The organism is Microtetraspora sp. NBRC 13810, assembly GCF_030268685.1.
In the GTDB taxonomy this organism is placed as follows: domain Bacteria; phylum Actinomycetota; class Actinomycetes; order Streptosporangiales; family Streptosporangiaceae; genus BSRQ01.
In genome coordinates, this window is sequence record NZ_BSRQ01000002.1 from 440793 (window position 1) to 453674 (window position 12882).

Consider the following 12882-nt stretch of genomic DNA (forward strand, 5'->3'; position numbering starts at 1 on the left):
GACCTGCTCACCGGGGTGATCGGGCTCGCGGCCGTGGCCGGGGTGCTCGGCTTCCTGCACCCGCTGCTGCTGCCGCTGCTGGTCCTCGCGGTGCTGCCGGACGCGTGGGCGGCCGTCCGCGCCGCCCGGATGGGTTACGCCACCGACTACGCGCTGATCCCGGCCCGCCGCCGCAAGTGGATCATCACCGAGCTGATGGCCGACCGGCGCACGGCCGCCGAGACCCGCTCCTTCACCATGCGCGACTTCCTGCTCCGGCTGTACGACCGGGTCGCCGGCGCCGAGCAGGACGTCATGCTCGGCCTCGCCCGCAGGCAGACCGTGGCCCGGGTGGTGGGCGAGGCGCTGAGCGGGATCGGCACGCTCGCGGTGTTCGTCGCGCTCGGCGTGCTGCTCGCGACGGGCACCGTGCCGCTGGCGGTCGCGTCACCTTCGGTTACCCCGGCGCGGACCGCCCGGCGCTGCGCGGCGTGTCGATGCACATCGACCGCGGCGAGGTGGTCGCCCTGGTGGGGGAGAACGGCTCGGGCAAGACCACCCTCGCCAAGATCCTCTCCGCTCTGTACGAGCCGGACGAGGGCCGGGTCACCTGGGACGGCGCCGACCTCGCCACCATCGACCCGCACCGCCTGCGCACCCGCATCGCCGTGATCGCGCAGGACCACAGCCGCTGGCCGCTCACCGCCCAGCACAACATCACGATGGGCGACGACAAGGGCGAGGCCGCACTGCTGGGCGCCGCCGAGGTCGCGGGCGCCGACCAGGTGGTCGCCGAGTTGCCCCACGGCTACGACACGCTGCTCGACCGGCGGTTCAAGAACGGCAAGGAGCTGTCCGGCGGACAGTGGCAGCGCATCGCGGTGGCCCGCGGCTTCCACCGGGACGCGCCGCTGCTGATCTGCGACGAGCCGACCGCCGCGCTGGACGCCCGGGCCGAGCACGCGCTGTTCGAGCGGATCAGGCGGCACGCCACGGGCCGCACGGTGCTGCTCATCACCCACCGCCTGGCCAGCGTCCGCTACGCCGACCGGATCTACGTGCTGGACCACGGCAAGGTCACCGAGCAGGGCACCCACCAGCAGCTCATGGCCCTCGGCGGCCTCTACGCCGAGCTGTACACCCTCCAGGCCAGCGCCTACGCCACCTGACCTTCAAAGAGCGGGTCCGCCGGAAATGTCGGTTACCTCTCCGCTACATTGATCTTGCATCCGCATGAACCATGACCTACGAGATCGATGCGGTTCGGGAGGTTTCCGAATGGCTGCCGGAGAAGTGCCGGGAAGGCGACGCCACGCTGGACGGGGAGTCGACGGATGACGGACGACGCCCAGGTCGACGCCCAGGTCATCGACGCCGCGGGCAGCCACGCCGCGGGGCGCGGCCTGCGACGCCTGGCGGAGGAACACGCGCAGTACAGGACGCAGATGGGCGGCCATCTCGACGGAGAGTCCCCGGTGCCCCATGAAGAGGTCGCCGGTCCCTACTTCGAGTGCCTCTCCGCGTTCATGGAGACCTGGGACGAGGTGACCGCGCAGCTCGGCTTCACCGGTGCGGGACAGATGGTCATGGCGGACAACGACGTCACCGCCGAGACCGCCAACGTCACGGGCATCGCCCATGTCATGGAGGCCTGATGGGCGACGTGCTGGTGGACAGCGGTTACCGGCTGATGGGCCTGACGCGGATGCCGGACGTGCCCGGTGTCGCCCCGGCGGCCTCGTCCTGGGAGGGATCCGCCGGGGTGCAGCGGCAGATCGCCTCCGACGGCGGGTCCGTCCAGCGACTGGCCGCCGCGAACACCGGCCCGGCGGCCCACGCGGCGAGCGAACGCGTCTCGGGAGCCGGCGGAGTCCTCAGCCAGGCGGAGAGCCTGGCCAGGCAGGGCCACATCGCGGGCGGCGTGCTGCGGGTCGCCGGCGACCTGCACACCTGGGTCCGGTCGCACCTGGACCTGATCGCCGCGTACGGCGGCGGGCTCGCGGTGGGGACGCTGGCCAATCCCGCCTGGCGCGCCGCGATCCTCAGCAGGCTGGGCGGCATGGTCACCCGGGTCATCAGCTTGCTGCGGACCGGCATGCGGAAGATCGGCCAGATGTTCAGAGGTCTCACCCAGCCGCTGCGGAAACCACGGTCCGCGCCCACCGCCCAGGAGAGCTATCAGGCGGCCGTCGCGTCACTGGCCCGGACACGGGCCAAGCTGGAGACGGACGAGGCGGCGCTGCGCCGCGTGGCGAAGCCCTTGGAGCATGCGGTGCGAACTGTGCGGAAAGAGGCGAATGCGAGGTGGGAGCAAGACCTCGCGTACGAGGGATCCGCCTACGCCCGACGGCGGCTGGACAACCATATGTTCGACGTGTCCCTGCCGGACCACGTCCTTCTCCCCCCGCGTCAGCAGCGCGCCCTGGCCGAACTCGGCGCGAGCGACGACGTGGCACTGCTGCGCGCGGCCGGCAGGGAGCGGGAGGGAGTCGCCGGGCTCCCGGCGGAGCTGATGGAAGCCGAGCGCCACATCAGAGCCGGGCAGCTCACCGGTTCACCGGGCATGGACGCCGCCCAGGCCACCCGGTTCGGGCAGCTCGGTGACGAGGCCGCCCACTTCCGCAGGCAGCGCCGGTTCCTGGACGACGAGATCGGCCAGGCGCTGGACGACCTCGACGGAAAGAAGGGGTGGCTCGGCGAGACCAGGACCTATTTCGCCCACCTTCCTTAGTACCTGGCACCCAGCCTGCCGGCAGTACCTGGTACCCAGCCTGCCGGCGACGGCCGATCCGGCCGCGTCCGCGGCGGGCGGAGAGTTCTCCGCGCGCCGGTGAGGTGGCCGCGCGCCGGGGCGGGGCTCGGCAGGCGGCGTGCCGGTGGACGGCCCCGGTCGGAGGGGCGGGCGTCAGGGCATGGTGGCGGACTCGTTCTGGCCGGCGGTCAGGCTCAGGACGCCGCGATACCAGTCGATCTTGTACTGGATCGCCGTCTGCTGTTGCCGCAGCAGGGCCACCTGTGCCTCGACCCGCCGGTCGTGCTCGGCCAGCAGTTCGATGCGGTCGGCGATCGTGTGCTCGCCGTCCCTGGTCAGCTGCGCGAATCTCAGCATCTCGGCGATCGGCATCCCGGTGTCGCGCAGGCACCTGACCATGCCGAGCCAGCCGAGGTCGTGTTCGGTGAACCGCCGTTGCCCCGCCGCGTTGCGGTTGATCGGTTCCAGCAGGCCGATGCGCTCGTAGTAGCGCAACGTGTCCAGACTGAAGCCGGTTTCCTCCACCACTTGTCCTGGTGTGTACACACTCATAAGGCGAGGATCTCACCTGGAGTCGGCTCCAGGTCAAGGTGCTCGGGGAGCCCTAGACCATGCCCTAGACCTGGGGGAGACGGTCGGCGAGGTAGCGGCGGGCCAGCCGTTTGCACTCCTCGATCAGGGCGGGGTCGCCCTCGGGGGCGGCACGGAAGGCGAACTTCAGCACGGCTCCGGCCGCCTCGACGGTGACGAGCAGCGCGCGGTCGAGGTCGGCGCCGGCCGGGCCGCCGAGGAGCGCCCGCAGCCGGTCGGCCACCGCCGCGTCCTGCTCCCGCACCGCCTCGAACAGCCGCTCCCCGGCCCTGGTCACCGGATCGTCGCCGAGCGCGGCGCCGAGGTCGATGGCGCCGAATCCCGGCGTGTCGCGTTTCATCGCGGCGAACTCGTCGATCCCGAGGTCGGTCACGTCCGTCCAGTGCGCCGCGTCCGCCTCGGCCAGCCGGGCGATGAACCTGGCGAGGAGCAGTTCCAGGCTGCGTGCCGCGAGCGCCCGCACCAGCCCCTGCTTGTCGGGGAAGAACTGGTAGAAGGTGCCGATCGGGACCCCGGCGCGGCGCGCCACCTCCTTGGTGGTCAGCGCGTCGAGTCCCACCTCGTCCAGCAACCGGGCGCACTCGTCCAGCATCCGCTCGACGCGTTCCACGCTGCGGCGTTGAGCCGGACGTCGACGCAGCGTCTCTCCGTTCGCCATCCTTCCATCATGCGCTCGCCCAGAAGGCCGGGCGCTAACATGAGTAATACTCACAACACGGGAGACCGCCCATGTTCCTCTGGGGAACGGCCACCGCCTCCTACCAGATCGAGGGCGCCGCCACGGCGGACGGCAAGGGTCCGTCCATCTGGGACACCTTCAGCCACCAGCCGGGCAGGATCAAGGACGGTCAGACCGGCGACCTGGCCTGTGACCACTACCACCGGTGGACCGAGGACGTCGCGCTGCTGGCCGACCTCGGCGCCGACTCCTACCGCTTCTCCCTCTCCTGGCCGCGGATCCAGCCGGACGGGCGCGGCGCGGTCAACCGGGCCGGCCTTGACTTCTACGACCGGCTCGTGGACGCCCTGTGCGAGTGCGGGATCGTGCCGGCGGCGACGCTGTTCCACTGGGACCTGCCGCAGGCGCTGGAGGACGAGGGCGGCTGGCTCAACCGCAACACATCCGGATATTTCGCAGAATATGCGGCCAAGGTGGCTGATCGACTCAGCGACCGGGTGGGGCTGTGGATCACGCTCAACGAGCCGTTCGTGCACATGGCGTACGGCTACGCGCTCGGCCTGCACGCGCCCGGCCGGACGCTGCTCATCGACGCCCTGCCCGCCGCCCACCACCAGTTGCTCGGCCACGGCCTCGCCGTACAGGCGCTGCGCGCGCACGGCGCGGGGCAGGTGCTGATCACCAACAACTGCACCCCGGTGCGGCCCGCCTCGGACTCCCCCGCCGACCTGGCCGCCGCCGGCGCCTACGACACCCTGCACAACCGGCTGTTCAACGACCCCGTGCTGACCGGCTCCTATCCCGACATGTCGGGGCTCGGCGTGTCCTCGATGCCCTTCGTCCTGGACGGCGACCTGGACGTCATCGCCGCCCCGCTCGACGGCCTGGGCGTCAACTACTACAACCCCACCCTGATCGCCGCCGCCGGCCCCGCGGCCGGGCTGCCGTTCGAGGCCGCCGAGCTCACCGGCCACCCGCGCACCGGTTTCGGCTGGCCGGTCGTCCCCGACGGCCTGCGCGAGCTGCTCGTCTCCCTCAAGGAGGGGTACGGCGAGAAACTGCCGCCGATCTACGTCACCGAGAACGGCTGCTCCTACCCCGACGTCCCCGGCGCGGACGGCGTGGTCGAGGACCTCGACCGGATCGACTACCTCGACGCGCACATCCAGGCGGTGGACGCCGCCATGGCGCAGGGGGTGGACGTGCGCGGCTACTACGTCTGGTCGCTGCTCGACAACTTCGAGTGGGCCGAGGGTTTCACCCAGCGGTTCGGCCTGGTGCACGTCGACTTCGCCAGCGGGCGGCGTACTCCGAAGGCGTCCTACCACTGGCTGAAGCGCCACATAGCAGGCCGCTGACCAGCCCGGCCCGCCCGGGGTGCGGGCGGGCCGGTCTCCGTGGGTCACCGGGGCGGCGCGGGGGCGTAGCCGGCCGGGCGGGTGGTGAACGTGCCGCGGCCCCGGGTACGGCTGCGCAGCCGGGTCGCGTAGCCGAACAGCTCTGCCAGCGGCACGGTGGCGGTGATCATCGTCGTGCCCTGCCGCGCCTCCGAGGCCGAGACCCGGCCACGCCGGGCCGCCAGGTCGCCCAGCACCCCGCCGACGGCGTCCTCCGGCACGGTGACCGTGACCTCGGCCACCGGTTCCAGCAACGCCATCACGCAGGCCCGCAGCGCCTCGCGCAGCGCGAACCGGCCGGCCGCGCGGAACGCCATCTCCGAGGAGTCCTTGGGATGGGTCGCCCCGTCGGTCAGCGTGACCCGCAGACCGGTCACCGGATGGCCGCCGAGGGGACCCTCGGCCAGCGCGCTCCGGCAGCCCGCCGCCACCGCCCGGACGTACTCCTGCGGCACCCGGCCGCCGACGACGGCCGAGCCGAACACGAAGCCCTCCGCCAGCGGTTCGACGTCGAGCACCACATGGGCGAACTGGCCGGCGCCGCCGTCCTGCTTGACGTGCCGGTACAGCAGCCCGGACACGCCCCGGACCACCGTCTCCCGGTAGGTCACCTGGGGCCGGCCGATGCCGACGTCCAGCCCGTGGACCCGGCGGATCTTCTCCACCGCGACCTCCAGATGCAGCTCCCCCATCCCGGACAGCAGCGTCTGACCGGTCTCCGGGTGGGTCCGGACCGCCGTCGACGGATCCTCCTCGACCAGCCGGGCCAGCGCCGCCGCCAGCCGGTCGGCGTCGGTGCTCCGGCGCGCCTCGACCGCCACGGAGACCACCGGATCGGCCACGGCCGGCCGTTCGAGGACCAGCGGCGCGGCCGGCGCGCACAGCGTGGCGCCGGTGCGGGCCGCCTTCGGCCCGGCCACCGCGACGATGTCCCCGGCCGCCGCCAGGTCCACCTCGGTGTGCCGGTCGGCCTGCACCCGCAGGACGCGGCTGATCCGCTCGGTGCGCCCGGCGCCCGCGTCCAGCACGACGTCTCCCTTCCGCATCGTTCCCGAGTACACCCGCAGGTAGGTCAGCCGCCCGGTGGCGGTCGAGTTCACCTTGAACACGAGCGCGGCGAACGGCGCCGCCGGGTCGGCGGCGCGCTCCCGCACCTCGCCGTCGTGCCCGCCGGATACCGGCGGCATGTCCGCCGGCGAGGGCAGGTAGGCGACCACGGCGTCCAGCAGCGGCTCGATCCCGCGGTCGCGGTAGGCCGACCCGCACAGCACCACCACGCCCTCACCGCCGAGGGTCAGGTCGCGCAGCGCGGCGGCCAGAGTCGGCCCGGAGATCGCCGGCTCCGCGCAGTACTCCTCCAGCGCGCCCGGATGCAGCTCGGCCACCGTCTCCTCAAGCAGCCGGCGCCGCCGCTCCGCCTCCTCCCGCAGGTCCTCCGGCACCGGCCCCTCCTCCAAGCCGCCACGCCCTGCGGCCCAGACCAGGGACCGCATCCGCAGCAGATCCACCACGCCGGTGAACCCGTCCTCCCGTCCGATCGGCAGCTGGACCACCAGCGGGACCACGCCCAACCGGTCGCGGATCGACGCGACGGCCGTGTCGAGGTCGGCGCCGGCCCGGTCCAGCTTGTTGACGAAGGCGATCCGCGGCACGCCGTGCCGGTCGGCCTGCCGCCACACCGCCTCGCTCTGCGGCTCGACCCCGGCGACGGCGTCGAAGACCGCGACCGCGCCGTCGAGCACCCGCAGCGCGCGCTCCACCTCGTCGGAGAAGTCCACGTGGCCCGGGGTGTCGATCAGATTGATCCGGTGGCCGTCCCAGGCGCAGCTCACCGCCGCGGCGAAGATGGTGATCCCACGATCGCGCTCCTGGGGGTCGAAGTCGGTGACGGTCGTCCCCTCGTGCACCTCGCCCTGTCTGCGGGTGGCGCCGGTGACGTGGAGGATCCGTTCGGTGACGGTGGTCTTGCCGGCGTCGACGTGGGCGAGGATGCCCAGGTTGCGGACGCCGGTCAGCGGGTTGTCGAGATGCACGTTGACACGCACGGTCCCATGTCCTTTCAGGACGCTGGTGACAGGACAGCGCGATTCCCTGACAGAACGGCAGGCGTGAATCCCGGTACGGCACCGGGCGACAGAGTCAGGGGTTCGTCACGGACGTCCCGCGCCGGCCGCGCAGCCGGCGCCGGGCAGCGACGAAGACACCAGAATCACCTCATACCGCGACGGGGGGATGACGACAGCGATGCGATAACGCACGACCGGCTCCCCTCACTCGTCACAGGCGCGCTCTCCGCGCAGTGCTCCCGGCCGGATTCGAACCGGCGCCCGCCACCCCACCGCGGTGGGCGTGTGTGTCCTCGGCCGCTGGACCACGAGAGCGATGAGCCCGAGGCTACCGAAACCGAACCCGCGGCCTCACCCCGTTTTCCCGGCGACCGGCGACCGACGAACCGACGAACCGGGGAACCGGGGAACCGGCGAACCGGGCCGTTCTCACCGGCCGAAAAGACCGGTCCGTCTCACCGGCGGTTAGAAGACCGAGACGTGGACGTGGTCCCAGTGGTTCGCGGTGATGCCGCCGCGGTCGGACATGGGACGCCAGCCGGTGCCGGTGCGGACGTCGTAGTAGCGCTGTTTCCAGATGATGTACATGACGCCGACGCGGGCGCCGTTGTCGATGGCCCACTGGGCGAGGGCGTCGCCGCGTTCCATGTCGACGGCGCCGGGCATGCGGCCGCCGGCGCTCAGCATGAAGTCGCAGGCCCGGCCGCTGCCGTGGTCGCCGGGATCGCCGGGGCGCAGGCAGCCGTACCCGTAGGGCATGGGGTAGCTGCCGAGCACCAGGTTGCGCACGGAGACCATCCGGGAGGTCAGGCCGTCGGTGCCGCCGGGGGTCTGGAAGCCGTACTTGGCGAGGAGCTTCTCGATGTCGCGGCGCTTGGACTTGAGCGTGGCGATCTCGTCCTTCAGCTCCTCGATCTTGCCGTCGGCTTCCTTCTTGGCCTTCTCCGACTCCTCGACGAGGAGCCTGATCTGCTCCAGCTTGCGGGCGCGCTCGCCGGCGAGGTGGGACATCGTGGCGGCGGTGCCGAGAACGGAGCCGGTGTCGGTGCCGAGGCCGAGGAGCCTGGCGGAGTCGAGGGTGCCGCCCATGTACGTGGTCTGCGCGTAGGTCGTCACCTCGCGCTCGGCGGCCCTGAGGGTGCGCTGGACCTTCGCGACGCGGTCGGTGGCCTTCTTGGCCTGGACGCGGACGTCCTCCAGGCTCTGCACCTGGCCGCGGTAGCGCTTGTTGAGCGAGGCGGCCTGCTTGGTGAGCTTGTCCAGCTCGGCCTGCGGGGTGGGCTTGGCCCGCTGCGCGGCGGACGCGCCGGCGAGGGTGGGGGACAGCAGCACGGCGGCGAGGGCGAGCGCCAGGGCTGCGGGGCGGCCTGCTCTCACGCGTCCCTCCCTCTGCCCCCACTGGTGCGGCCTGGTCGCACGGAACTATAGAAGGAGATCTTGGCGCCTGTCACCCGAATGATGGAACCCATGCACTCTTAATGAAGTTTCTCCCGGATGTGACGAGATAGAAGGCTAAGCGGAAAATGCCTACTTGCATTCGCGTTGGTAGAACATGATTCTGTGACTGGCGGATCCGGCCCTTGTGCGGCTCTCGCACCCGGGCGGAGACTGACCGAAACAACCAAGCACTAGTTCAAGACACCCCCCGCCCGACCAGGAGGAGACATGATCCAGCACGACCGGCTGTTCATCGGGGGCGACTGGGTCGCCCCCGCGGGCACCGCGACGATCGACGTGATCTCCCCGCACACGGAAGAGGTGGTCGGGCGGGTGCCGGACGGCACCCCCGCCGACATGGACCGCGCGGTGGCCGCGGCCCGCGAGGCGTTCGACCACGGCCCGTGGCCCAGGATGACCATGGCCGAGCGGGCCGCCGTGGTCGGCAGGCTGGCCGAGCTGTACGGCGAGCACCAGGCCGAGATGGCCGAGCTGATCACCGCCGAGATGGGCTCCCCCATCACGTTCTCCCAGCTCGCCCAGGCTCCGCAGCCGCTCGGCATGCTGCGCTACTTCGCCGAGCTGGGAAGCGCCTTCGAGGTGGAGGACCAGCGTCCCGGCCTGTTCGGCCCGGTCACCGTGCGCAGGGAGCCGGTCGGCGTGGTCGCGGCCGTCGTGCCGTGGAACGTGCCGCAGTTCGTCATCATGACCAAGCTGGCCCCGGCCCTGATCGCCGGGTGCACCGTGGTGGTCAAGCCCGCGCCCGAGACGCCGCTCGACTCCTACCTGCTCGCCGACCTCGTCGCGCGGGCGGGCGTCCCCGCGGGCGTGGTGAACATCGTGGCCGCCGGCCGCGAGGCGGGCGAGCACCTGGTCTCCCACCCCGGCGTCGACAAGGTCGCCTTCACCGGGTCCACCGCGGCCGGCCGCCGCATCGCGGCCATCTGCGGCGAGCAGCTCAAGCGGTGCAGCCTGGAACTGGGCGGCAAGTCCGCGGCGATCATCCTGGACGACTGCGACCTGCCCTCGGCGATGGGCTTCCTCTCCATGGCGTCACTGATGAACAACGGCCAGGCGTGCGTGGCCCAGACCCGCATCCTCGCCTCGCGCGGCAGGTACGACGAGGTGGTCCAGGCGATCGGCGAGATGGTGACCGGGCAGGTCGTGGGCGACCCCGCCGACCCCGGCACCGGCATCGGGCCGCTGGTCGCCAAGCGCCAGCAGGAGCGGGTCGAGGGCTACATCAGGATCGGCATCGACGAGGGCGCCAAGCCGGTCGTCGGCGGCCTCGGCCGGCCCTTCGACCGCGGCTGGTACGTCACGCCGACCGTCTTCGCCGGCGCCACCAACGACATGCGCATCGCCCGTGAGGAGATCTTCGGCCCGGTCCTCACCGTGATCCCCTACGAGGACGAGGCCGACGCCGTACGGATCGCCAACGACAGCGAGTACGGCCTGGCCGGCTCGGTCTGGACGGCGGACGCCGAGCACGGCATGGACATCGCCCGCCAGGTCCGGGCCGGCACCTACGGCGTGAACATGATGAACACGCTGGACGCCGGGGTGCCCTTCGGCGGTTACAAGGCCAGCGGCCTCGGCCGTGAGCTGGGTCCCGAGGGGCTGGCCGCTTACCTGGAGTACAAGTCGATCGCCCGGCTGGGATGAGATGCGAGCGGCGCGCGGAGCCGGTGGCTCCGCGCGCCGCGGGTGGACGGGCCGGCGCCCCTCCCCGCGTGCCCCCGCGACGCCGGGCTGCCGGCACCACCGAGGATGTCCTCCGGCACCGCGTACGAGCGGCTTCGCCGGTAATGGACATATCCCAGTGGATTCGTTCCATCCGCTGAAAGTAGACGCGCCCTGTCCGTCAGAAGTTCGGAGGCGGCGAAGAAAATTTTCCGCCGCCTCCGTGGAACCTCAGAGCTCGATCCCCTGGGCCTGGATGCCGGTGACCGCGATCATGTTGACGATGTCGTCCACGGTCGCGTCCCTGGGCAGGTCGTTGACCGGCTGGCGGAGACCCTGGACCACCGGCCCCAGGGCCATCGCCTCGGGGAAGGCGCGGACGGCCTTGCAGGCGCTCTCGCAGATCTCCAGGTCCGGAAATATCAGGACCGTGGCCCGTCCGGCGACCGGCGACTCGGCCGCCGCCCCGGGCGGCGCGTCCGGATCGATCGCCGCGTCGTACCCCATCGGGCCCTCGACCAGCAGCCCGGGCGCGCGGCGGCGGGCGATCTCGGCCGCCTGGCGCACCCGCTCGACGTCGCCGCCCGCGCCCGCCGGGCCGCTGGAGTAGGAGAGCATCGCGACCACCGGCTCGATCCCGAACCGCTCCGCCGTACGGGCGGACGTGATCGCGATGTCGGCCAGTTGGGAGGCGTCCGGCTCCGGGATCATCGAGCAGTCGCCGAAGAGCACCACCCGGTCCGCCAGGCAGGCGAAGACCACCGTGGAGACCGCGGTGCGTCCCCCCGCCGGCCTGATGAGCTGGAACGCCGGCGTGAGCGTGGCCGCCGTGGTGTGCGTCACCCCGGACACCATGCCGTGCGCCATGCCGCTGCTGACCATCATGGCGCCGAAGAAGTCGTGGTCGCCGAGCAGGTCGGCGGCCCTCCTGGTCGTCATGCCCTCGTCCTCGTGCAGCAGCGCGTACCGGTCGGCGAACGTGCTGGTGAGCGGCGAGGAGAGCGGGTCGATCACCCGGACGTCGTGCAGCGCCAGGTCGAGCGCGTAGATGCGGCGGCGGATCGGCTCGACCGGGCCGAGCAGGGTCAGCTCGGCGATGCCGCGCCGGACCACCAGGTCGGCGGCGCGCAGCACCCGTTCCTCCTGGCCCTCGGGCAGCACGATGTGCCTGCGGCCGGCCCTTCCCCGTTCGACGAGCATGTGCTCGAACATCTTGGAGGTGATCCGCTCGGACCGGGCGGGCTCGATGTGACCGGCCAGTGTGTCCGCGTCCACGTGCGCGGCGAAGTGGCCGAGCGCGGCCTCGATCTTGCGGTGGTCGCCCGGCGTGATCCGTCCCTCCAGACCGGCCAGCAGGGCGGCGACCGAGAAGCTGTCCCCGCCGGCCGACAGCACCGGCATCTCGGGGGCCAGCCGGGCGGTGAGGGCGCGCACGTTCGACGCGGGCTTCTCGCCGAGCGTGAGCATCACCCCCGCCGGGCGGACCACCTGGGCCGAGTCCGAGGCCAGCGAGCCGAGCAGCACGTCGGCCCGGTCCCCCGGCGTGACCACCATGTCGCCGTCCTTCAGGTGGTCGAGGAACACCGGCAGCGTCGCCCCGCCGAACACGAAGCCCAGCACGTCGCGCTGCATGCCGTCGTCGCCGCCCTGCACCAGGGTGGCCCTGGCCGCCGCCGCGACCTGTCGCACCGTGGGCGCGGCCAGCGACGGCTTCTCCGGGATGACGAAGCAGCGCACGGGCGCCTGCGGATCGACCGGCACGTTCTGCGGCATCCGGTTGGCGATCAACGCCAGCACCGTGCAGCCGTGCCCGGTGAAGACCTCCCACGCCTCGCGCAGCGCGCTCGCGGTCTCGTCGGCGCGTCTGCCGCGCCCACCGGCCACCACGACCACCGGGGCGTCCAGCTCGGCCGCCAGGCGCGCGTTGAACGCCGCGTCCCGCCGCGCGTCGCCGAGCACCAGCATCGCGTCGCAGCCGTCGCCGGTGTCCTGGCAGCCCTTGGCCAGACGGGCGATCAGCTCGTCCGGGTGGGCCTGCGCGGCGTCCTGCGCCGTCGCACCGATGCCGTACCCGGCGAGCCGGTAGCGGCTGCGGATCAGCTCGACGTTTCGATCAGGACCTCCGTCCTCGGACGAGGTGATCGTCCGATATACCCCCACTCGCTCGGCCCGCCTGGACAGCAGCTCCATCATGCCTAGCTCGATGAGCTGCCGGCCGTGCCCCCGGCCGAGTCCCGCCACATAGATGCTTCGCATCGGCGTTCCCCCGCGCAGTCAAGGATTGACCACCTTCAGGAT

General features: G+C 72.0%; 10 protein-coding genes and 1 tRNA gene. 5 read left to right on the forward strand and 6 right to left on the reverse strand.

Annotated features, from left to right (window positions below; genetic code table 11):
- The first annotated feature begins 509 nt into the window (after positions 1–509).
- From QSK26_RS41710 to QSK26_RS05785, 3 genes are all read left to right on the forward strand, one after another.
- The gene (locus QSK26_RS41710; protein WP_352244291.1) at positions 510–1148 is read left to right on the forward strand and encodes an ATP-binding cassette domain-containing protein; all 639 of its coding nucleotides are present in this window, start codon (positions 510–512) and stop codon (positions 1146–1148) included.
- 165 nt (positions 1149–1313) lie between these two features.
- Positions 1314–1634: a hypothetical protein gene (locus tag QSK26_RS05780; RefSeq protein ID WP_285773912.1), complete on the forward strand. Its 321-nt coding sequence runs from the start codon at positions 1314–1316 to the stop codon at positions 1632–1634.
- A complete protein-coding gene (locus QSK26_RS05785; RefSeq protein ID WP_285773913.1) occupies positions 1634–2710 on the forward strand; it encodes a hypothetical protein in 1077 nt (358 codons plus the stop codon). Before QSK26_RS05780 ends, QSK26_RS05785 begins: the two co-directional genes overlap by 1 nt.
- A 174-nt stretch (positions 2711–2884) precedes the next feature.
- On the opposite strand, the gene QSK26_RS05790 is transcribed toward QSK26_RS05785, so the two are convergent.
- Positions 2885–3256 carry a MerR family transcriptional regulator gene (locus QSK26_RS05790; protein WP_502888669.1) on the reverse strand — a complete coding sequence of 124 codons (372 nt, stop codon included), beginning with the start codon at positions 3254–3256 and terminating at the stop codon, positions 2885–2887.
- A 91-nt stretch (positions 3257–3347) separates the two neighbouring features.
- The gene (locus QSK26_RS05795) at positions 3348–3980 is read right to left on the reverse strand and encodes a TetR/AcrR family transcriptional regulator (RefSeq protein WP_285773915.1); all 633 of its coding nucleotides are present in this window, start codon (positions 3978–3980) and stop codon (positions 3348–3350) included.
- A gap of 71 nt (positions 3981–4051) precedes the next feature.
- Between QSK26_RS05795 and QSK26_RS05800 the strand changes: the two genes are divergently transcribed.
- On the forward strand, positions 4052–5359 hold the full coding sequence (locus tag QSK26_RS05800; protein ID WP_285773916.1) for a GH1 family beta-glucosidase: 1308 nt from the start codon (positions 4052–4054) through the stop codon (positions 5357–5359).
- Positions 5360–5403: 44 nt separating this feature from the next.
- Here QSK26_RS05800 and fusA read toward each other — a convergent pair whose 3' ends face one another.
- The 3 genes from fusA to QSK26_RS05815 all read right to left on the reverse strand — a co-directional run bounded on the left by fusA (position 5404) and on the right by QSK26_RS05815 (position 8841).
- The gene (fusA, locus tag QSK26_RS05805; protein WP_285773917.1) at positions 5404–7443 is read right to left on the reverse strand and encodes an elongation factor G; all 2040 of its coding nucleotides are present in this window, start codon (positions 7441–7443) and stop codon (positions 5404–5406) included.
- 255 nt (positions 7444–7698) lie between these two features.
- Positions 7699–7779, reverse strand: a tRNA-Gly gene (locus tag QSK26_RS05810).
- A 150-nt stretch (positions 7780–7929) separates the two neighbouring features.
- Positions 7930–8841 (reverse strand): coiled-coil domain-containing protein, encoded by a 912-nt coding sequence (locus QSK26_RS05815; RefSeq protein WP_285773918.1) that lies wholly within the window; start codon positions 8839–8841, stop codon positions 7930–7932.
- A gap of 288 nt (positions 8842–9129) precedes the next feature.
- On the opposite strand from QSK26_RS05815, the gene QSK26_RS05820 reads away from it, so the two are divergent.
- The gene (locus QSK26_RS05820; protein ID WP_285773919.1) at positions 9130–10566 is read left to right on the forward strand and encodes an aldehyde dehydrogenase; all 1437 of its coding nucleotides are present in this window, start codon (positions 9130–9132) and stop codon (positions 10564–10566) included.
- Positions 10567–10815: 249 nt separating this feature from the next.
- Here the strand turns inward: QSK26_RS05820 and pta are convergent, their stop codons facing one another.
- The gene (gene pta / locus QSK26_RS05825; protein ID WP_285773920.1) at positions 10816–12840 is read right to left on the reverse strand and encodes a phosphate acetyltransferase; all 2025 of its coding nucleotides are present in this window, start codon (positions 12838–12840) and stop codon (positions 10816–10818) included.
- Positions 12841–12882 lie beyond the last annotated feature (42 nt).